The organism is Pseudomonas alkylphenolica (assembly GCF_004025535.1).
Classification (GTDB): Bacteria; Pseudomonadota; Gammaproteobacteria; order Pseudomonadales; family Pseudomonadaceae; genus Aquipseudomonas; species Aquipseudomonas alkylphenolica_A.
This window is the reverse complement of the sequence record NZ_QJRG01000049.1, coordinates 317,755-337,732: the sequence shown is the minus strand read 5'-3', so window position 1 is coordinate 337,732 and position 19,978 is coordinate 317,755. Positions and strand designations below refer to the sequence as shown.

Here is a 19,978-nt window from a genome sequence, read left to right as displayed (position 1 = left end):
GGCATCATCCTTGTTGCGCCTTGTGCAGTCCGTACCGGTGACGCTGCATCAAGACCTCAATGGCAAAACTGCTGTCGGCCAACTGGGTGAAGCGCTCCGCCAGGTACAACAGGGCATGATCCTCGGCGAACAGTTGTTCCGGCAGCGCCAGGCATGCCCGGCGCACGCACTGCAGCAGGCTGGCACGCCCCTGTACGTCGACCTGCAGCAGGATCGGGCCGACCGCCTGCTGCAATAGATCATCCAGCGCGTGGGGATAACGCAGTATCCCGAGCAATAGCGCCAAGCAGTCCAGTTCGCTGACATCGAAATGCCCGACCAAGGTGCCGACGAACAAGCGGTCAGCCGAGCGCAGCCTTTTCAACTGACCAAGCAGGACCAGCAACGGACCAAACTCATGCAGACTGCAACTGGGATCCTGACCCTGGATATCGGTGAGCAGGCTCTCTTCCAGAAAACCCAGAACACTGTGACGGTGCTCGGGACCGTACAGCGCGATCCATTGTTCGTAGTGGTCGGCAGCGTTGCCCTCGGATTCGAGGAAATCGCGGTAGTTCTCCCGCAGCACACTGGCGCGCACAGCCATGCGCTGACCATACAGCCTGGCCTTGAGCGCACTGTTGATGCCTGCTTGCAGGCGCTTGGGATTGGCACGCTCGCGCAGTGACTGCTCAAGCTGAAGCAGGCGTTTGCGGGTTTCACTGTGTATATCGCGCTGACGTAACAACAACGTCAGGATCAACGCCAGGTCGCTGTCATCGGCAAACAACTGCGACACCTGTTGCAACAGCATCGTCAGCGGTAGTCGCCGGTCCGCCGTCAGCGCCAGGAGCTGCCGGGCCTTGGGCGGGGCGTCGTCTTCGAGGACCCGCTCGAACAAATCGCTAGCCGACTCGCTTTTGAGCTCGAACTGACGACGGCGAAACTGCGCCATCACCTGGGCCAGGTCGTCGCTGCTCTGTACCGCGTGCTGCAACAGGTTACTGCCCGGCTCCCGGCTGTCTTCCTGGTTGTCAATCGCCGGTGCCTGACGTTCGGCCGCCAGCTCACGGCTCAGCCGTGCCTGAGCGGCGCGCCCACCCAGGCTGGCCATCCCGGGGATCATAGTGACACCGCGCGCATGAAGGCGTTACGCAGGCGCTGGTGCTGTTGCTCTTCGAAGAGTTCTGGTTTTAGCGTCTGCGGATCGAAGGCCAGAGCATCGCCAATTTCCCGCGGCTGGATGAGAAACACCCGCACTGTGTTGGAGGAGCGCTGCAGTCGGTAGCTGAACAAGCGGCCGATCCAGGGCAAGGCGCCGAGCCCCGGGATCCTGCCGATCTGCTCGGCGTTCTCATCCCGGCTGAAGCCACCGACCAGCAAGCTCTTACCCTGCGGGACCCGGGCGACCGTGCTGATGCGCGTGCGGCCGACCGTCGGCAATATCGAGGGATGCTCGTCACTGCGTGGTTCGAGCTCGTTGCCATCCTCGATGTTCAGCGACATCTCGATCTCGTCGCCCAAGGCAAAGCGCGGCAAGACGCTGACCAGGGTGCCATAGGTGACGTGCTGCAGATCGACGCTGCGCTCACCCACCAAGGGGGCATAGAAGGTACGGTTGTTGTCGAAGATCGCCGGAACGTTTTCCTGAGTGAGGATTACCGGTCGCGCCACCACATTGGCCAGATCGCTGCGGGCCAGCGCCGACACCCGAGCGATGAACGACAGGCCATCGAGGGTGGTGGCCGAGCCGCCGTTGAGTGCAAGGGAGAATTGCCTGCCGATGTTGACCTGACCCTGCCAGTCGATGCCCAGGTGCTCCAGCGCCTCTTTCTGCAGGTCAATGATCCACAGCGACAGTTCGACATGGCGCTTGGGCGTGTCCAGGGCCGCAACCAGATTCTCGATAAAGCGCACTTGCTCGGGCAGGCCCTTGACCAGCAAGCTGTTGGTGTCCGGATAGGCGACCACACGAATATTTGCCGCTGCCGCCTGCTCCGGCGCCAGACGGGCGCCCTCCCAGGCCTCTTCGATCATGTTGTCACCCAGCGTCGACACCACGTCGCCCTGCCCCGGCTCGCTGCGCACGTCCACCCGGGCCTTTTCGCCTTGCAGCAGACCTTCGATAACGCTGGCGATACCAGGGATGTTGACCGTCTGCTCGCGCAGCTCATAGCGTCGGTCTCCGACGAAGGTATTGAGCAGGCGAAGGACCCCCACCTGCTGGCGGCCTAATGTGAGCTGTGAAGGTTCCTGATCGACCATCGTCGCCAGGCGCTGTACCAGGTCGACATACATCGGCGGCCCGGAAACATAGAAGGTGCGCCGGCCATCGCCTCGTAGCGGATAGCGTGGATCAAACAGGCCGGAGCGACGCAGGAACGCACGCAGGCCTTCGACGCTGGTGTTCTGCAGCGAGACCGTCACGTTCTTGAGCTCGGCACTGTCGTAGAGATAGATCGCCTGGCCGTCGCTGTACCAGATAAGGCCCATTTGTCGCACGACCCGATCGAACACCTGTTGCGCCGAAGTCATGGCAAAGTCACCGGAAATACGCTTGCCCGCGGCCATCTTGCTGACAATGATCGGCTTACCCAGGGGCTCGGACAAGGCAACGAAAAACCCGCGCAGGCTCTCTTCCTTCGCCCGGTAGCTGTCGGCGACCGACAGGATGCTATGCGACAGGCTGAGCAACAACGTGCACCCGCAGATCAGCCTGCGCACTACACTGCGCTTTCCCAGGCCAATCATGAACACATGACGCCGGCAATATTACCCAGCTGGCTTGGCGCCACGCCCAGTAACTCGCGCACATCCCGCGAGAGGTGCGAGGAAGAACAATACCCCTGGTTTTGCGCGACCTCGGTCAACGAGCGCCCTTCCCGAATAACCTCCAGTAGCGCCCGCGCCACCCGCCAATTGCGCAGTGCCGGCTTGGTCGCACCGCCCAGTGCCTGACGGCAGAGCCTGCGAAAATGCGAGACCGACACCCCGTAGCGTCGCGCCAGCATTTGCAGGCTGTCCTGCCTGCCGCCCTGCTCAAGCAGATAATGGACCAGCCAGTATTCCTCACTGCTGCGCAAGGCAACGGCGAACCGCTCGTATTCGGCATTTGCGCCCAGCGCCTGGTGGATATACCAGGGCTCCAGCAGTTGCGCATCGCGGGCCGTGGCCAGTGGTACCGACAAGCTCGCCATGGGCAGTGCGGCATCCTGCGCCCTGGGCACGTCGCAGCCCTGGTCAATGAACACCTGCAACCTGACCAGCGTCGGGCAGCGAATCGCACGAAGATTTGTTGGCATGCGGTTCAATTGACGACGGTCGGTGATCGCCAGCAATCCTTCCCAGCCCGCCGGCAGGCTTAGCGCAGCTGCAAACGGCTGCCCGTGCTCCGGGCGACTGCCGACCGTCACATGCCAGACGCCGTCGGCTGGGTAGGCGGTCGATAAAGTGTCGGGGAGCAGGTGAGACACCAGGGCCTCCTTGGGCGTCGGCGAATGAGAAGGAGGTCAGCGTGCATCAGCCCTGCCCGGCAATCCTGATGGAAAACTGATGAGCACTGGCACAAGCCTTGCTCCAGTAGCCGAGAACACGCCCACAGGAGAACCTCACAGATGCCGAGCGCCGATCCGCTGGCCTGGGTCCAAGGCAGCGACGCACCGGAAAAACCGCTGCTGGAGCTGGGCTTCATGGCCCTTACCGATTGCGCACCACTGGTGGTCGCCGCCACCCAGGGATTTGCCCAACCCTACGGCCTGAGCCTGAACCTGCGGCGTCAAAGCTCCTGGGCGGGCCTGCGCGACAAACTGTTGAGTGGCGAACTGGACGCCGCCCATAGCCTGTACGGCCTGATCTATGCGCTGCAACTGGGCATCGGCGGAGCCGGTACGACTGACATGGCGGTGCTGATGGGCCTGAACCAGAACGGCCAGGGCATCAACCTGTCATCGGCGTTGCAGCGCAAAGGCGTGACCAGTTCCGAAGCACTGGAGCGCTTTGTGCACCAAAGCGGGACGAAACTGACTTTTGCCCAGACCTTTCCCACGGGTACCCATGCCATGTGGCTGTATTACTGGCTGGCCAGCCAAGGCATCCATCCCTTGCATGACGTGCACAGTGTGGTGGTACCGCCTGCGCAGATGATCGCGCACCTGCAGGCCGGGCGCATCGACGGTTTTTGTGTTGGCGAGCCCTGGTCAGCGCGCGCCCTCGAACAGGGCCAGGGTTTTACCCTGGCCACCAGCCAGTCGATCTGGCCGGACCACCCGGAAAAGGTCCTGGGTTGCACCCGGTTCTTTGTCGAACACTACCCGAACACCGCCCGAGCCCTGGTAATGGCCGTGCTGGCGGCCAGTCGATTCATTGAGCAGAGCAGCGAGAACCGCCGCAGCACCGCACAACTGCTCAGCGGCAAGGCCTATCTGGATGCGCCGTTGGCGAGCATCGAGCCGCGCCTGCTCGGCCAGTACCAGGACGGACTGGGTAACCTGTGGCAGGACCCCCACGCCTTGCGCCTGCACGACGACGGCCGGGCCAACCTGCCGTATCTGTCCGATGGCATGTGGTTCATGACCCAGTTCCGCCGCTGGGGCCTGTTGCGCGAAGACCCCGACTACCTCGCGGTAGCCCGCCAGGTTCAGCAACTGGCACTCTACCGCGATGCGGCCACGGCGCTTGGCGTACCCTGCGCCGGGCCTGACCTGCGCAGCAGCCGGTTAATCGATGGCGCCTGCTGGGACGGCAGCGATCCGCACGGGTACGCCCGCAGTTTTCGTTTGCACGCGCTGGTCGAACCGCCAGCCGCCCTCGTCCGTCGCTGAAAGGAGACGCCAATATGCTGCGAATCCTGTTGATCGACGACACCGCGAAAAAAGTCGGCCGCCTCAAAGCCGCCCTGGTGCAGGCCGGGTTTGAAGTGATCGAAGAGTCAGGCCTGACCATCGACCTGCCAGCGCGCGTCGAAACGGTGCGCCCGGACGTCGTACTGATCGATACCGAGTCACCGGGCCGGGACGTCATGGAACAGGTGGTGCTGGTCAGCCGCGACCGGCCACGGCCGATTGTCATGTTCACCGACGAGCATGACCCTGCGGTTATGCGTCAGGCCATCCAGGCCGGCGTCAGCGCCTACATCGTCGAAGGCATCCATGCTGCGCGCCTGCAGCCGATCCTCGATGTGGCCATGGCCCGCTTCGAGAGCGACCAGGCGCTCAAGGCCCAATTGCATGCCCGCGACCAGCAATTGGCCGAACGCAAGCGCATCGAACTGGCCAAGGGCCTGCTGATGAAGATGAAGGACTGCAACGAAGAGCAGGCCTACACCCTGATGCGCCGCCAGGCCATGAGCAAGCAGCAGAAGCTGATCCAGGTAGCCGAACAGATCATCGCCATGAGCGATCTGCTGGGCTGATACTGCCCTGCGGTGTTGATGCCTCACTCAATTGCTGCGCCAGTCGAACAATCTCATGATTGACACGGATTTTATTGCACACTACTTCATTAAATTCCCAGGCTTTTTCAAATGCTAAAGCGAGCGGGCTGCCTCGGCTCGTATCGCCAAATACGGACTGCATGTTAATGTCCGCAAGCGCCGGCATAAACTTCTGCAGTTCTTCGACGTGATACCCGGCCATCATTTCTTCGAGATTATGGCCGCCCGTGAGAAAAACCAGCCCCGAGCTCAAGACGCCAAATAGTTTATTTTCCTCTACACCTGAATCCCCCAGCTCCAACAGCAACCGCAATTGTGAGAATGCGCCACCAGAGGTCGAATTGACGAAAGATTGAACCTCTGAAGCCGCAACCGCTGCCGGCCAGCCACCTGACAATCTTGCTAAATAGCGATCTGTCGTTTTCAACAAGGATTTGGAAAACATTAAATCACCATAAGGTGCTATCTTGTTAATGGTCCCCGGATAAAGCGATTCGGACCATTCATTAAGCAACTTCTGGCGCCCACGAAATTCAGCTGAAAATGTTGTGGTTTCCCAGTACAGGTGTTGAAATGCCATTCGGTCCACTGCGTGGAAAGCACTGAAGACAATGTCGCTCACGTCCCGCAAAAAGCTCTGAACCCGATCATCATCCAGCGTTTCCTGTTGCCCCAGCGCAACCCTGTAACCGCCGGCCTCAAGGTGTCGAATAACCGCAGCGTGCTCGACCAACGAGCCACGCATTGCTTTGTGACGCTCACCCCGGGCTGCCATTTCAATCAGTTTTTCCGTCTGTTCATATTGAAGCAACAGTTCCTCGCTGGCACCACCGAAGCTACGCATCTTACTAATTAATTCCACGGCACCCTGTAATGCCTCGATACGCTCTGAAATTAACTCAACCTGACATTCAGAAGCCGAGTCACTGCCAGTTGCCGCTTCCCGTGCAGCAATCAAAACTTTCAATTTAGTCTCAAGATGCTCCTTGGAAATATACAAGTCACTCACGTATTCCCTGGTCGCCTGAGCCAAATCAGCGATCTGGGAGTTTAACCCATCATTGTGTGCGGCCTGTCGAAGATACTCAGCCGACAAAATTGTTTCAAAAAAACGTCTTACCGGATCTTTGTATTGACTACGCCGGTAATCATCGAGCGTTGAACTATCTACGCCTTGAGCACGAATATAATCACTCACGGTACACGCCGGGCTACTTCCCAACAAATATAAACTCATGACCTCCGTCCAGTTTTCCTTCCCCGGCGCTGTCAACGTTAGCAGCGCCTGTCCTTTCGTCAGCCCTTCAACCCGACAGGTATTTTCGGTGCTGGCACTACGTGCTGCGTGGCCGCAAAGAGATGGAACAATATGCATCTTCTTCACCCTTACTCTGATTCATGGTGCTGCCTGATGCAGCTGATCTGTCACCCTGCATCTCCCATCGCCAACAATCATGATGAAAACCTGATGATGGCGTGAGCATTCTGGTCCGGCATTTGCAGGAAAATATTCAACGGTAGCCAACGGCGGTTGCCCCTCCACGACAAAGACGTCGCCCCCTCACTCGCACACGCGGGTCGGGAGGCGACGTCTTTTTCGTTTCAGCCCCTGTTCAACGAGGTGTTCGATGAATACGAGTTTCTGGAAGTCCGGGCATGTCCCCACGCTGTTCGCCGCCTTTCTGTATTTCGACCTGAGCTTCATGGTCTGGTACCTGCTCGGCCCGATGGCGGTGCAAATTGCCACCGACTTGCAACTGACCACCCAACAGCGCGGCCTGATGGTCGCCACACCGATCCTGGCAGGCGCAATCCTGCGTTTTGTCATGGGCATCCTGGTGGATCGCCTGTCGCCGAAAACCGCCGGCCTGATCGGCCAGGTGATTGTCATCGCCGCCCTGTTCTGCGCCTGGAACCTGGGTATTCACAGCTATGAGCAGGTGTTGCTGCTGGGGGTATTTCTTGGTGTCGCCGGCGCCTCCTTTGCCGTCTCGCTGCCGCTGGCCTCGCAGTGGTACCCCGCCCAGCATCAGGGCAAGGCCATGGGCATTGCCGGCGCCGGCAACTCCGGTACGGTGTTTGCCGCGTTGCTCGCGCCGGTACTGGCAGCAAGTTTTGGCTGGAACAACGTGTTCGGTTTTGCCGTGATACCGCTGACCCTGACCCTGGTGCTGTTCGCCCTGCTGGCGCGCAACGCCCCTGAACGCCCCAAGCCCAAGGCCATGGCCGACTACCTCAAAGCCCTGGGCGACCGTGACAGCTGGTGGTTCATGTTTTTCTACAGCGTCACCTTCGGCGGTTTCATAGGCCTTGCCAGCGCCCTGCCCGGCTACTTCAACGACCAGTACGGCCTGAGCCCGGTCACTGCCGGCTACTACACCGCCGCCTGTGTGTTCGGCGGCAGCCTGATGCGCCCGCTGGGCGGCGCCCTGGCCGATCGCTTTGGTGGCATTCGCACCTTGCTGGCCATGTACACCGTGGCCGCGATCTGCATTGCCGCCGTGGGCTTCAACCTGCCCAGCTCTTTCGCCGCCCTGGCCTTGTTCGTCAGTGCCATGCTGGGTCTGGGCGCAGGTAATGGCGCGGTGTTCCAGCTGGTGCCACAACGCTTTCGCCAGGAAATCGGGGTAATGACCGGCCTGATCGGCATGGCCGGCGGTATCGGCGGGTTTCTGCTCGCAGCCGGCCTTGGCGCAATCAAACAGCACAGCGGCGACTATCAGCTGGGCCTGTGGCTGTTCGCCAGCCTCGGTGTGCTCGCCTGGTTCGGCCTGCACGGCGTGAAGCAACGCTGGCGCACCACCTGGGGCTCTGCGGCCGTGACCGCAGCACGGGTCTGAGGCGATAGCATGAGCCTGCAACTGAGCTACGCCCAGGCCAGTGCCACCGGCCCCCGAGAAGAGAACCAGGACGCACTGCGCCTGGTCACCCCAAACCCGGAACTGGCTGCCAGCAAAGGCTACCTGTTCGCCCTTGCCGACGGTGTCAGCCAGTGTGCCGACGGCGGCCTGGCGGCGCGCACCAGCCTGCAGGCATTGGCCCTGGACTACTACGCCACGCCACCCACCTGGGGCGTGGCGCAAGCCCTGGACCGCCTGCTGCTCGCCCAGAATCGCTGGTTGCGCGCCAATGGCGGCGGCCAGCCATTGCTGACCACCCTGAGCGCCCTGGTATTACGCGGGCGGCGCTTTACCCTGGCCCATGTCGGTGATTGCCGGATCTACCGCTGGGGTGCAGGACAACTGCAGCGCATCAGCGAGGACCACGTCTGGGACCAACCCGGCATGCAGCATGTACTGAAACGCGCCCTGGGCCTGGACCAACACTTGCAAGTTGACTACCTGGAAGGCGAGCTGCACCCCGGCGAGTGTTTTTTGCTGCTCAGTGACGGTGTCTGGGCCAGCCTCAGCGAGTCACAGATCAGGGCGGTTCTGCGCGAGCAGATCGACTTGCAGGACGCGGCCCAGACTCTGGTCAGCTCGGCGCATTACAGCGGTAGCCAGGACAACGCCAGCGCCCTGCTGGTGCGCGTCGATCAGTTGGGTGAAAGCAACCTCGGCGACTCGCTGGCGCAACTTCAGCAATGGCCGCTGCCTGCTCCGCTGCGCAATGCCCAGGCAATCGATGGCTTTACCGTGGACCAGTTGCTCGGCCAAAGCCGACAGTCCCTGTTGTACCGTGTTCACGACCCCGAACAGCAGGCCTGGTTGCTCAAGACCTTGCCACAAACACGCAAGGACGAAGCAGGCGCGTTGCAGAGCCTGCTGCTTGAAGAATGGTTCCTGCGTCGCGTAGCCGGTCGCCACTTTCCCGAAGTGCATCCGGCGGGCCAACGCCAGCACTTGTACTACCTGATGCGTGAATACCCCGGCCAGACCCTGGCCCAACTGTTCACCCGCGACGGCCCGCTCGCCCTGGCGCAATGGCAAGCGCTTGCCCGCCAGTTGCTGCATGCCGTCGGCCTATTGCACCGGCGCAACATCCTGCATCGCGACATCAAGCCGGAAAACCTGCACCTAGGCGACGATGGCCAGTTGCGTGTACTGGATTTCGGCCTGGCGTTTTGCCCGGGCCTCTCCGAGGACCGCGCCCATGAGCTGCCAGGCACGCCGTCCTTCATCGCCCCGGAAGCCTTCGACGGCGAGCCACCCAGCCCTCAACAGGACCTCTACAGCGTTGGCGTAACTCTGTTCTACCTGCTGACCGGGCACTACCCCTACGGCGAAGTCGAGGCCTTTCAGCGCCCCCGCTTTACCCAGCCCACCAGTGCCGCGCGCTATCGCCCGGACCTGCCCGAATGGCTGGAGCACAACCTCAATCAGGCGCTGGCTGCCAACCCGCAACAGCGCTTTGAAACCGCCGAACAATGGCTGCTGCTGCTTGAGCAAGGCGAACGCCAGCACCTGAGCGTGCGGCCGCGGCCGTTGCTTGAACGTGAACCGCTGAAAGTCTGGCGCGGCCTTGCACTACTGTCCTTGCTACTCAACCTGACCCTGCTGATCTGCCTGCTAAACGGCTGACAGCCCTGCCGATGAGGAATACCCGATGAATGCGAAAGTCTGGCTGATTGGTGCAGGACCTGGCGACCCTGAACTGTTGACCCTCAAGGCCGTACGCGCCCTTCGTGAAGCCGATGTGGTACTGATTGATGACCTGGTCAACCCCGAGGTCCTTGAGCACTGCCCTGCAGCGCGCGTGATTGGCGTCGGCAAACGAGGTGGTTGCCGCTCTACCCCACAGGCCTTCATCCAGCGTCTGATGCTGCGCTATGCCCGCCAGGGACGTTGCGTGGCGCGTCTGAAGGGCGGTGATCCCTGCATCTTCGGTCGCGGTGGCGAAGAAGCCGCCTGGCTGCAGGCGCACGGCATAGAAGCTGAGCTGGTCAACGGCATTACCGCCGGGCTCGCCGGGGCTACCCAATGCGGTATTTCCCTGACCTTGCGCGGGGTCAGCCGTGGCGTAACGCTAGTCACGGCGCACACACAGGATGACAGCCCGCTGAACTGGCAGGCGCTGGCACAGAGCGGCACCACCCTGGTGGTGTACATGGGGGTCAGTAAACTGGTGGAGATTCAGCAAGGCTTGCTGGAAGGTGGCTTACCGGCACAGACACCGATTGCCATGATTGAAAACGCGTCCCTGCCAAAGCAGCGCGAACAGCGTTGTACCCTGGCGCAACTGACCGATGCGGCCAATCGTTTCAGACTGAACAGCCCGGCGATTTTGGTAATCGGTGAGGTGGCGGCGCACGACGCCGCAGCCCTGATTCAGCTAAGCGCCTGAATCGCAGGCAAAGAAAAGCCCGGCCTAAGCCGGGCTTTTCAGTAGTGCCTGGACCAATTACTTGGCTTGGGCTTCTACTTGCGCTTCTACGCGACGGTTAACAGCGCGACCAGCGTCGGTGGCGTTGTCAGCAACCGGACGGGTTTCACCGTAGCCAACCGACTCAACACGGCTCGATTCTACGCCGTACTGGTTGGTCAGAACCTGCTTAACGGCGTTTGCACGACGCTCAGACAGCTTCTGGTTGTAAGCGTCAGGACCGACGGAGTCAGTGTGACCTTCAACAGTGGTGGTGGTCTGTGGGTACTGCTTCATGAAGTCAGCCAGGTTCTTGATGTCGCCGTAGCTGTTTGGCTTGACGACCGACTTGTCGAAGTCGAACTTGACGTCCAGCTCAACACGTACGACTTCGGCAACAGCCGGGCAGCCGTCAGCGTCAACGGTAACGTTGGCTGGGGTGTCAGGGCACTTGTCGACGTTGTCGCAAACGCCGTCGTTGTCGCTGTCGGAGCAGACTTCAGCAACTGGAGCAGGAGCAGCAACTTTGCCGCCGCTACCACCGAAGTTCAGACCCAGACCCAGGGATGGGCCCCACTCGGTGTTGCCGTTGTCGATGTTGTACATGGCTTCAACGCCAGCACGGGCGAAGAACATGTCGGTGATGTACCACTTGGCGCCAGCGCCAACGTTGGCGAAGGTGGAGTGGTCACGGCCGTTGTTGAAGCTCTGGCCCAGGCTCTCGTGAGCGAAACCTGCGGAAACGTAAGGACGTACTGCGTCGCCTACGGTGCCCAGGTGGTAGGTAGCGTCGAGTTTAGCTTTCGAGCCTTTGATGTCCTTGTTGAAGACATCGCCACGAACGTTGTGAGTTTCGTTGTAGCCCAGGTCCAGGGACAGGTCGTCGGTCAGGAAGTAACCGAGGCGAACACCAGGGTTGGTGCCGTCGTTTTGAAAATTGCGCTCGCTATCGTAGTACTGCTTGGTAACGTTGCCTTCAATCTCGACCGCGCCTTGGCCTTGTGCCAGAGCGCCGAAGGAAGTTGCGGCTACAAGAGAACCAATGGCCAAGCCCAAGGTGTTTTTCAATTTCATCCGTTAAATCCCCATCTGGTGATAGTTAAGCAGTCCCACCAACATCCGGGGGACAACTCGACGGCAAGTTTAGCAGAACTTGCCGGTACGTTAGAGATATTTACGCGCCACTAAGTTTCAGCAAGGCCCGCAAATTTCTCACGTAGCTTGTCTAGCGCACGTTTGTACCGCATTTTCGTTGCGCTAAGGCCCATATGCATGATATCGGCGATCTCCTGAAATTCCAGTTCTGCGACAAATCGTAGCACCAGAATTTCACGGTCAATCGGATTTACATGCACTAGCCATTTGTCCAGCCCGCCTTTCTCTTCCGCTTTCGGGGCCTTTTCTTCAGAGGCTTCCTCAAGTGGATCCAAACTCAACGCGTCCATTAGACGGCGTTTACGTCGTTCCTTGCGGTACTGGGTGATGCATTCGTTATAGGTGATGCTGTAAAGCCAAGTCTTGAATTTCGACTTGCCCTCGAAATTCTTCAGGCCGTAGAGCACCTTGAGCATCACCTCCTGACAGACATCGTCAGCGTCCCGATCGTTCCCCAGATAACGTGCGCAGACATTAAAAAGAGTTCGCTGGTAGCGGCGCATGAGCTCCTCATACGCGCGAGTAACATGAAACAGCTCCTCATGCGAACGCGCCACCAACTCCTCATCAGTGAGCTCGCGGGGGTCGTAACGCATGGGCAGCGAGTGAACTTTATTCAAAACGAATCTGGCCGACAGTCAGGTCAATGTCGCCGCTTACCCCTGCCTGGGGTAATTTTGCGGCGGCATACATTAGCAGGAATACCCGGTTAGCGGCTATTGACTCGCTGCTCCAGGAGAATCCGGTTGGACAACGAAACCAGCTCTCCGTCATCGGTCAGCAGGGTCGTCTTGACCGTGCCGATCTCCTCGATTTGACCTTCGACCTCTCCAACCTGCACCTGTTGGCCCACTTGATAGAGCTCTCGCACGTAGATTCCAGCCAGAATCTGACCGGCAATTTCGCGGCTACCCAGCCCCATCGCCAAGGCAACGGCCAGACCAACGGTAATCAATCCGATGACGATTACGTGGTTCAGCAGGTCGGTTTTGACCTCAAGCTGGCTGATTGCCACTGAAATGCTGATGATGATGACCAGGCCCTGGGCAATGCGCCCGACACCGGCGGCATACTCCAGGCCGATGCCTTCGGCTGCACCACGCACCAGGCCATTGACCAGCTGCGCCAGCAACACACCGGCCAGCAACACCAGCGCCGCACCGAAGACCTTGGGCAGGTACAGGGCCAGCATGTCGAGGGTTGCCGACACGCGCTCAAGCCCGAGGGACTCGGCCGCCGAGACCAGAAAGATCAGCAGCACGAACCAGTAGACGATCTTGCCGATCAGGGTCGAAATGGGTACCTGGATGCCGACCCGGTCAAGCATCTTGGTCAGGCCGGTGCCGCCCATCAAGCGGTCCAGCCCAAGCTTGGCCAGCAACTTGGACAACAAGGTGTCGAGCAACTTGGCCACGACAAAACCGAGCAGCACCACAACCAGCGCGCCGAACAGGTTGGGGATAAAGTTCGCCACTTTGGTCCACAACGCAGTCATCGCGGTGAGCAAGCTCTGCGTCCAGAGATTAAGTTCCATAGTCAATCGGCCTTATCAGCTTTACGAGCGGTAGCGTTACGCCGGACCGGCGCAACATGCGCCGAACCATTATTGACAGCGATCATCAACGCCTGGCTCCAGCGGCCAAGCAGGCTGAACAGATCGCCCGCACCAACCTGGCGGTTGGCGGTTTTCAACACACGCCCAAGGCAGGCATCGTCATCACGGTCCTGGCCGGAAGGCGACGCCTTGAGCAGGTCTCGCAGGGATTCTTCAAACGGATCGTGCATAGGCACCTCGCGCAATATCAGTCAAAGACGAGGTCGTCTCGGCGCGGGTCACATGAACCGGGCGGACAGTTAGTGACTGAATGTTCACTGTGTGCACCGCATCACACCCAGCGCAGGCGGCGAAACAGCCACCACTGCCCCAGCGCCAGGCCCAGCACCAGCAGGCTGGCGAACAGGAAACCATAGGGGCTGTCCGAACCCGGAATCCCCCCGACATTGATGCCCAGCAGGCCGGTAACGAAGCTCATCGGCAGGAAAATGCAGGTGATGATGCCAAACCGATACATGGTCCGGTTCATCCGCTCGGCACGCCGGCGGTCTTCACTTTCCAGTACCAGCGCGGCGCGCTCGCGGGTCAGCTCCAGCTCTTCCAGGTAGCGGATCAGGCTGTTGTTCAGTTCGTTCCAGTAGTCGGCATCGTCTGCCGCGAACCAGCTCCATCTGTTGCGCGCCAACTGTGCATAGAGTTCGCGCTGCGGGGCGAGAAAGCGGCGCAGGCCTGCGGCACGCCGACGAATCTGCTGCAGTGAACCCTGCTCAGGCGCGTACCGTTTATCGGCTTCGAGCTTTTCTTCTTCCAGATCGACTACTTCCGAGAGGTCGCTGACCAGCGCCTGGACCTTCTCGGTCAACAGCTGCGCCATGCTCAGCAACAGCTCGGAGGCCGTTTTCGGTCCGCGGCCCTCAGCCAGTTGCTGCAGCAGCTCATCACTGGCGCGCAACGGCCGCAAACGCAAGGAAATCACTTGTTGTGCGCGGGCAAAAATGCGGACCGACACCATATCTTCGGGCTCGGCACCCGGGTTGAGGTTAACCCCGCGCAAGAACAGCAACATCTGCTCCTCAGGCAAGGCCAACAGCCGTGGGCGGGTGTTTTCCTCCAGGAGCAGGTCGCAGGCAAACTCGCTCAGGCCACTGTCCTGACGCAACCAGGTACGGGTTTGCGGATGACTGCGATCCCAGTGCAACCAGAGGCTCTGCTCCGGTTGCAGCTGCAGGTCGTCCAGTTCGGTTCGAGCGATCGAGCGTGCACCGCCTTTGCCATCGAGCACCAGGGCATGCACCAGCCCCCACTGCGCGTTTTCTTCCTCGAACATTCCTGCTCCACTTAGCGGTTTCAGTGCTTATTCCGGCATTTTCAGCGGGCTTGGCGAAACAATCACACCGTTGTTGTCAGCGTAGATGTATTCACCCGGGCGGAATGTCACCCCGGCAAAGGTCACCACTACATTGAGGTCACCGATACCACGCTTGTCGGTCTTCATCGGGTGACTGGCCAGGGCCTGAACGCCAACATCGGTTTGCGCCAGGACATCGACGTCACGTACGCAACCGTAGATCACCAGGCCTTCCCAGCCGTTCTTGGCGGCCTTCTCGGCCAGCATGTCACCCAGCAGCGCGCGGCGCAGCGAACCACCACCGTCAACCACCAGCACTTTGCCCTTGCCGTCCAGATCAACCTGCTCCTTGACCAGCGAGTTGTCCTCGAAGCACTTGATGGTGACGATTTGCCCACCAAAGGAATCGCGGCCACCAAAGTTGCTGAACATTGGCTCCACCACCTGCACCAGGTCCGGGTAGGCGTCGCACAAATCGGGCGTGAGATAATGCATGGGTAACTCCTGTCGATTGCCAAGACATTGGATGTGAAGTCGCAGTGCCATTGAAGATACGAGGTGCAGCGATGCGGCTTTACCCCCAAGGCTACACCGTCGACACCGACCCGGTCACCCGCTGTCGCGCCGATTACATCTCAGTCAGCGGGCGATACGTCAGCTAAAGCATCTTAAATGACCGTAACCGCAACAATCGTCATATTTTAGCGATAACTGGGTGCTGGCGAAACGTCCGCGACCGACTCTTCGCGCAGAGACGCCAACGGGTTTAGCAACCAGCGCTCGACCAGCGGCCACACCTGCACTTGCGCAGGTTTACTGACGAGCATGTCGACGTGCCCGAAGTTGTCGAAACCCTCCTCGCGCCCCAGCCGGATAAACTGCTTGTGCTCGCCGCCCAATTGCTCGAACAACTTGCGGCACGCCCATACCGGATCCTGATGATCCCCCGCAGCTGCTACAGCCAGCACCGGCACATCCAGCTCGGCAAGCCCCGCCCACCAGTCGCGATCCTTGTCGCCAAAGCGGCCGAACAGGCCAAACCAGCGCATGCTTTCCAGGGCAAGGCCTATCGGTTCGTCCTCGGGACCGCGCTTGAGCCGGGTACCGGACAATTGCGCAAAGCGCTTGAGCAGCAAGCGCCCGCCCCACTCCACCGGCGGAATTTTCAATGGCCAGTAGGTGCGGCTGACCTGCGTGCCGAAAAACGCCGCACTGGCCACCAGATCGGTCGCCAGGTACTGGCCGCCCAATGCCGCCGCCAGTGTTGTGCCGCCCAGCGAATGGCCGACCCAGTGCGCGGCGCGACCGCATTTTTCACTGACAAAGGCGCCAATTACAGGCAGGTCGTAGCGGGCATAATCGGCGACCCGATTGCTGCGATAGTCGCGGTTGCGCGGCGACAGTCCGTGTCCGCGCATTTCCGGAATCCACACATCGAAACCGGCGCGCGCCAGATAAGCGCCCAGGCCAATGCCACGGGGCGAATACCAGAAGCGCCGATTGGAAAAGCTGCCATGCAGCAGAATGACCGGGGTGCCGCGCACCTCGGCCTGATCAGCCATGCCCAGGCGGGTAACCGCCAGTTCAACCGTGCGATCCGGGCTGTTACCGGCTTTGATCCGGTACACATCCTCGCTCAGATCACCCCGGCGCTCAGCACTGAGCAAGGCCACGGGAAATAGAGTACTGCTGCTTTGCATAGGGTTCTTGCACGAAAAAGGGCGGGAACCATCACTGGAACACGCCCTGGAAAACGGTCGGAACCTTCACCGCGCCCGCAGCGGGTGAAGGTTCCGGTTCAGCGTATCAGTTCGCAGCTTCGCCTTCGGCCAGGAAGAACCAGGTCTCGAGTACCGAGTCCGGGTTCAGCGAAACACTTTCGATACCCTGTTCCATCAGCCACTTGGCCAGGTCCGGATGGTCGGATGGCCCCTGACCGCAAATGCCGATGTACTTGCCCGCCTTGTTGCAGGCCTGGATGGCATTGGCCAGCAGTTTCTTGACCGCAGGGTTACGCTCGTCGAACAGGTGAGCGATGATCCCCGAGTCACGGTCCAGGCCCAGGGTCAGCTGGGTCAGGTCGTTGGAGCCGATGGAGAAACCATCGAAGTACTCGAGGAACTCTTCGGCAAGAATGGCGTTGGACGGCAGTTCGCACATCATGATCACGCGCAGGCCGTTGTCTCCGCGCGCCAGGCCGTTTTCGGCCAGCAGGTCGACCACTTGGCTGGCTTCGCCCAGGGTACGCACGAACGGCACCATGATCTCGACGTTGGTCAGGCCCATCTCGTTACGCACGCGCTTGAGTGCACGGCACTCGAGCTCGAAGCAGTCACGGAAGGTTTCGCTGATGTAACGCGAAGCACCACGGAAACCCAGCATCGGGTTTTCTTCTTCCGGCTCGTAGAGCTTGCCGCCGATCAGGTTGGCGTATTCGTTGGACTTGAAGTCCGACAGACGCACGATGACCTTTTTCGGCCAGAACGCTGCGGCCAGGGTGCTGATACCCTCGACCAGCTTCTCGACATAGAAGCCCACCGGGTCGTTGTAACCGGCGATGCGCTTGTCGACGCTCTCCTTGAGCTCCTGCGGCAGGCCCGCGTAGTTCAGCAGTGCCTTGGGGTGCACGCCGATCATGCGGTTGATGATGAACTCCAGGCGCGCCAGGCCGACACCGGCGTTGGGCAACTGGGCGAAGTCAAAGGCACGGTCCGGGTTACCGACGTTCATCATGATCTTGAACGGCAGATCCGGCATGGCGTCTACCGAGTTCTGCTTGACGTCGAAGCCCAGTTCGCCCTCGAAGATGAAGCCGGTATCGCCTTCAGCACAGGATACGGTCACGCCCTGGCCATCCTTGAGCAGCTGGGTGGCGTTGCCGCAACCGACCACTGCCGGGATACCCAGCTCACGGGCGATGATCGCCGCGTGGCAGGTACGCCCGCCGCGGTTGGTTACAATGGCGCTGGCGCGCTTCATCACCGGTTCCCAATCCGGATCGGTCATGTCCGACACCAGCACGTCACCGGCCTGGACCTTGTCCATTTCCGACACGTCCTTGATGATCCGCACCTTGCCGGCGCCGATGCGCTGGCCAATGGCACGGCCTTCAACCAGAACAGTACCGGTTTCCTTGAGCAGGTAGCGCTCCATGACATTGGCCTGGGCACGGCTCTTCACGGTTTCAGGACGGGCCTGAACGATGTACAACTTGCCGTCGTCGCCGTCTTTGGCCCATTCGATGTCCATCGGACACTTGTAGTGCTTCTCGATGATCATGGCCTGCTTGGCCAGCTCGCTGACTTCGGCATCGCTCAGGCAGAAACGCGCACGGTCGGCCTTGTCGACATCAACGGTCTTGACCGAACGACCGGCCTTGGCTTCTTCGCCATAGATCATCTTGATCGCTTTGCTGCCCAGGTTACGGCGCAGGATGGCCGGACGACCCGCCTCCAGCGTGCCCTTGTGGACATAGAACTCGTCCGGGTTGACCGCGCCTTGTACGACGGTTTCACCCAGGCCGTAGGCACCGGTGATGAAAACGACGTCACGGAAGCCCGACTCGGTGTCGAGGGTGAACATCACGCCGGCTGTTCCGGTTTCCGAACGCACCATGCGCTGCACACCGGCAGACAAGGCCACCAGCTTGTGGTCGAAGCCCTGGTGTACGCGGTAGGAAATGGCGCGGTCGTTGAACAGCGAGGCAAACACTTCCTTGGCGGCACGGATGACGTTGTCGACACCGCGAATGTTCAGGAAGGTTTCCTGCTGGCCGGCAAACGAGGCGTCCGGCAGGTCTTCGGCGGTGGCCGAAGAACGTACGGCAACGGCCATGTTCGGGTTGCCTTGGGACATCTCAGCAAACGCGGTACGGATTTCGCTGTTCAGCCGCTCAGGGAACTCGGCTTCCATGATCCATTGACGGATCTGCGCACCGGTACGGGCCAGGGCGTTGACGTCATCGACATCCAGTGCGTCGAGCGCAGCATGAATCTGCGCGTTCAGGCCACTCTGTTCGAGGAAGTCACGGTACGCCTGAGCCGTAGTGGCAAAGCCGCCGGGGACCGATACTCCGGCACCTGCGAGGTTACTGATCATCTCGCCCAGGGATGCGTTCTTGCCCCCCACATGCTCCACATCATGGACGCCGAGCTTATCGAGGGAAACTACGTACTCTACCAAGGTGATCTCTCCACTAACTGTGTTGGAAAAGCTCAGGTCGCCCGCCTGCCTGCTCTGGCTTGACCGGGCGCTTGTGGCCTGGACCTGGAAAATAAGTGAGAATGCCGACAACCAGCGTTCGGCAAACCGAACCTATCATAAACAAGATTTGTCACCAGCTTAAGGCCCAAGGCGCAAATGAAACGATCTGCTTTCTTTATCTCCGATGGCACGGGCATCACCGCCGAGACGCTGGGACAGAGTCTGCTGGCCCAATTCGATAGCATTCCGTTCAATAAATTCACGCGTCCGTACATCGACAGCGTGGAAAAAGCGCGGGCCATGGTACAACAGATCAATAGCGCAGCTGAACGCGACGGCATGCGTCCGATCATCTTCGACACCATCGTCAACCAGGATATCCGCGAGGTGCTGGCCACCTCAAACGGCTTCATGATCGACATTTTCTCGACCTTCCTGGCACCGCTGGAGCAGGAGCTGACGGCCCACTCGTCGTATTCAGTGGGTAAATCCCATTCCATTGGTGGCAACTCCAACTACATGGAGCGTATCGAAGCCGTCAACTTCGCGCTGGACAACGACGATGGCGCCCGCACCCACTACTACGACAAAGCCGACTTGATCCTGGTCGGCGTGTCGCGCTGCGGCAAAACCCCGACCTGCCTGTACATGGCCATGCAATTCGGCATTCGCGCGGCCAACTACCCGCTGACCGAAGACGACATGGAACGCCTGCAGCTGCCCGCGGTGCTGAAAAAGCACCACAACAAACTGTTCGGCCTGACGATTGACCCGGACCGCCTGACGGCCATCCGCCATGAGCGCAAGCCCAACAGCCGCTATTCGAGTTTTGCCCAGTGCGAGTTCGAGGTGCGCGAGGTGGAGAACCTGTTCCGCCGGGAAAACATCCCGAACATCAACTCCACGCATTTCTCGGTGGAAGAGATTTCGGCGAAGATTCTTGTCGAGAAGGGTGTTGAACGCAGGTTCAAGTAACCCCCTGCAGGGTAAAAAAAAGCCCCGGCAA

General features: G+C 60.2%; 18 protein-coding genes. 6 read left to right on the top strand and 12 right to left on the bottom strand.

Annotated elements, in window-relative coordinates; genetic code table 11:
• Positions 1-4: 4 nt before the first annotated feature.
• From sctW to DM813_RS25115, 3 genes are read right to left on the bottom strand one after another with little or no spacing between them, the layout of a single operon-like run.
• Positions 5-1,105 carry a type III secretion system gatekeeper subunit SctW gene (gene sctW / locus DM813_RS25125; RefSeq protein WP_128326099.1) on the bottom strand — a complete coding sequence of 367 codons (1,101 nt, stop codon included), beginning with the start codon at positions 1,103-1,105 and terminating at the stop codon, positions 5-7.
• The gene (sctC, locus tag DM813_RS25120; RefSeq protein ID WP_128326098.1) at positions 1,102-2,730 is read right to left on the bottom strand and encodes a type III secretion system outer membrane ring subunit SctC; all 1,629 of its coding nucleotides are present in this window, start codon (positions 2,728-2,730) and stop codon (positions 1,102-1,104) included. The genes sctW and sctC overlap by 4 nt, the downstream gene beginning before the upstream one ends.
• Positions 2,727-3,452, bottom strand: a complete 726-nt coding sequence (locus tag DM813_RS25115) for a helix-turn-helix domain-containing protein (protein WP_241653241.1) — start codon at positions 3,450-3,452, stop codon at positions 2,727-2,729. The genes sctC and DM813_RS25115 overlap by 4 nt, the downstream gene beginning before the upstream one ends.
• A gap of 141 nt (positions 3,453-3,593) precedes the next feature.
• Here DM813_RS25115 and DM813_RS25110 point away from each other — a divergent pair, with 141 nt between their 5' ends.
• Positions 3,594-4,799, top strand: a complete 1,206-nt coding sequence (locus DM813_RS25110; RefSeq protein ID WP_128326097.1) for a CmpA/NrtA family ABC transporter substrate-binding protein — start codon at positions 3,594-3,596, stop codon at positions 4,797-4,799.
• A gap of 14 nt (positions 4,800-4,813) precedes the next feature.
• Positions 4,814-5,389: an ANTAR domain-containing response regulator gene (locus DM813_RS25105; RefSeq protein ID WP_128326096.1), complete on the top strand. Its 576-nt coding sequence runs from the start codon at positions 4,814-4,816 to the stop codon at positions 5,387-5,389.
• On the opposite strand, the gene DM813_RS25100 is transcribed toward DM813_RS25105, so the two are convergent.
• A complete protein-coding gene (locus DM813_RS25100; protein WP_128326095.1) occupies positions 5,361-6,785 on the bottom strand; it encodes a hypothetical protein in 1,425 nt (474 codons plus the stop codon). The two genes, DM813_RS25105 and DM813_RS25100, sit on opposite strands and share 29 nt — an antisense overlap.
• A 253-nt stretch (positions 6,786-7,038) precedes the next feature.
• Between DM813_RS25100 and DM813_RS25095 the strand changes: the two genes are divergently transcribed.
• From DM813_RS25095 to cobA, 3 genes are read left to right on the top strand one after another with little or no spacing between them, the layout of a single operon-like run.
• A complete protein-coding gene (locus DM813_RS25095; protein WP_128326094.1) occupies positions 7,039-8,250 on the top strand; it encodes a nitrate/nitrite transporter in 1,212 nt (403 codons plus the stop codon).
• 9 nt (positions 8,251-8,259) lie between these two features.
• Entirely contained in the window at positions 8,260-9,930 is a 1,671-nt protein-coding gene (locus tag DM813_RS25090) for a bifunctional protein-serine/threonine kinase/phosphatase (RefSeq protein ID WP_128326093.1), read from the top strand.
• Positions 9,931-9,955: 25 nt separating this feature from the next.
• A complete protein-coding gene (gene cobA, locus DM813_RS25085) occupies positions 9,956-10,693 on the top strand; it encodes a uroporphyrinogen-III C-methyltransferase (RefSeq protein ID WP_128326092.1) in 738 nt (245 codons plus the stop codon).
• A gap of 57 nt (positions 10,694-10,750) precedes the next feature.
• Here cobA and DM813_RS25080 read toward each other — a convergent pair whose 3' ends face one another.
• From DM813_RS25080 to ppsA, 8 genes are all read right to left on the bottom strand, one after another.
• Positions 10,751-11,785, bottom strand: coding sequence for an OmpA family protein (locus DM813_RS25080; protein ID WP_128326091.1), 1,035 nt, complete (start codon positions 11,783-11,785; stop codon positions 10,751-10,753).
• 110 nt (positions 11,786-11,895) lie between these two features.
• Positions 11,896-12,462: an RNA polymerase sigma factor SigX gene (gene sigX, locus DM813_RS25075; protein ID WP_128326429.1), complete on the bottom strand. Its 567-nt coding sequence runs from the start codon at positions 12,460-12,462 to the stop codon at positions 11,896-11,898.
• Between the two features lie 113 nt (positions 12,463-12,575).
• Positions 12,576-13,400 carry a mechanosensitive ion channel family protein gene (locus DM813_RS25070; RefSeq protein WP_128326090.1) on the bottom strand — a complete coding sequence of 275 codons (825 nt, stop codon included), beginning with the start codon at positions 13,398-13,400 and terminating at the stop codon, positions 12,576-12,578.
• Between the two features lie 2 nt (positions 13,401-13,402).
• Positions 13,403-13,657 (bottom strand): CrfX protein, encoded by a 255-nt coding sequence (locus DM813_RS25065; RefSeq protein ID WP_371128640.1) that lies wholly within the window; start codon positions 13,655-13,657, stop codon positions 13,403-13,405.
• Between the two features lie 95 nt (positions 13,658-13,752).
• Positions 13,753-14,748, bottom strand: a complete 996-nt coding sequence (locus tag DM813_RS25060) for a zinc transporter ZntB (RefSeq protein ID WP_128326089.1) — start codon at positions 14,746-14,748, stop codon at positions 13,753-13,755.
• Between the two features lie 27 nt (positions 14,749-14,775).
• Entirely contained in the window at positions 14,776-15,264 is a 489-nt protein-coding gene (gene rraA, locus DM813_RS25055) for a ribonuclease E activity regulator RraA (RefSeq protein ID WP_128326088.1), read from the bottom strand.
• 206 nt (positions 15,265-15,470) lie between these two features.
• Entirely contained in the window at positions 15,471-16,469 is a 999-nt protein-coding gene (locus DM813_RS25050; RefSeq protein ID WP_128326087.1) for an alpha/beta fold hydrolase, read from the bottom strand.
• Positions 16,470-16,575: 106 nt separating this feature from the next.
• A complete protein-coding gene (gene ppsA, locus DM813_RS25045; protein ID WP_128326086.1) occupies positions 16,576-18,951 on the bottom strand; it encodes a phosphoenolpyruvate synthase in 2,376 nt (791 codons plus the stop codon).
• A 177-nt stretch (positions 18,952-19,128) separates the two neighbouring features.
• Here ppsA and ppsR point away from each other — a divergent pair, with 177 nt between their 5' ends.
• Entirely contained in the window at positions 19,129-19,947 is an 819-nt protein-coding gene (gene ppsR, locus DM813_RS25040; RefSeq protein WP_128326085.1) for a posphoenolpyruvate synthetase regulatory kinase/phosphorylase PpsR, read from the top strand.
• Positions 19,948-19,978: the final 31 nt, after the last annotated feature.

What these genes read in the sequence shown, in the direction of transcription:
- sctW (WP_128326099.1), bottom strand. Translation starts at nt 1,105, where the DNA reads ATGATCCCCGGGATGGCCAGCCTGGGTGGGCGCGCCGCTCAGGCACGG.
- sctC (WP_128326098.1), bottom strand. Translation starts at nt 2,730, where the DNA reads ATGATTGGCCTGGGAAAGCGCAGTGTAGTGCGCAGGCTGATCTGCGGG.
- DM813_RS25110 (WP_128326097.1), top strand. Translation starts at nt 3,594, where the DNA reads ATGCCGAGCGCCGATCCGCTGGCCTGGGTCCAAGGCAGCGACGCACCG.
- DM813_RS25105 (WP_128326096.1), top strand. Translation starts at nt 4,814, where the DNA reads ATGCTGCGAATCCTGTTGATCGACGACACCGCGAAAAAAGTCGGCCGC.
- DM813_RS25100 (WP_128326095.1), bottom strand. Translation starts at nt 6,785, where the DNA reads ATGCATATTGTTCCATCTCTTTGCGGCCACGCAGCACGTAGTGCCAGC.
- DM813_RS25095 (WP_128326094.1), top strand. Translation starts at nt 7,039, where the DNA reads ATGAATACGAGTTTCTGGAAGTCCGGGCATGTCCCCACGCTGTTCGCC.
- DM813_RS25090 (WP_128326093.1), top strand. Translation starts at nt 8,260, where the DNA reads ATGAGCCTGCAACTGAGCTACGCCCAGGCCAGTGCCACCGGCCCCCGA.
- cobA (WP_128326092.1), top strand. Translation starts at nt 9,956, where the DNA reads ATGAATGCGAAAGTCTGGCTGATTGGTGCAGGACCTGGCGACCCTGAA.
- DM813_RS25080 (WP_128326091.1), bottom strand. Translation starts at nt 11,785, where the DNA reads ATGAAATTGAAAAACACCTTGGGCTTGGCCATTGGTTCTCTTGTAGCC.
- sigX (WP_128326429.1), bottom strand. Translation starts at nt 12,462, where the DNA reads ATGCGTTACGACCCCCGCGAGCTCACTGATGAGGAGTTGGTGGCGCGT.
- DM813_RS25070 (WP_128326090.1), bottom strand. Translation starts at nt 13,400, where the DNA reads ATGGAACTTAATCTCTGGACGCAGAGCTTGCTCACCGCGATGACTGCG.
- DM813_RS25060 (WP_128326089.1), bottom strand. Translation starts at nt 14,748, where the DNA reads ATGTTCGAGGAAGAAAACGCGCAGTGGGGGCTGGTGCATGCCCTGGTG.
- rraA (WP_128326088.1), bottom strand. Translation starts at nt 15,264, where the DNA reads ATGCATTATCTCACGCCCGATTTGTGCGACGCCTACCCGGACCTGGTG.
- DM813_RS25050 (WP_128326087.1), bottom strand. Translation starts at nt 16,469, where the DNA reads ATGCAAAGCAGCAGTACTCTATTTCCCGTGGCCTTGCTCAGTGCTGAG.
- ppsR (WP_128326085.1), top strand. Translation starts at nt 19,129, where the DNA reads ATGAAACGATCTGCTTTCTTTATCTCCGATGGCACGGGCATCACCGCC.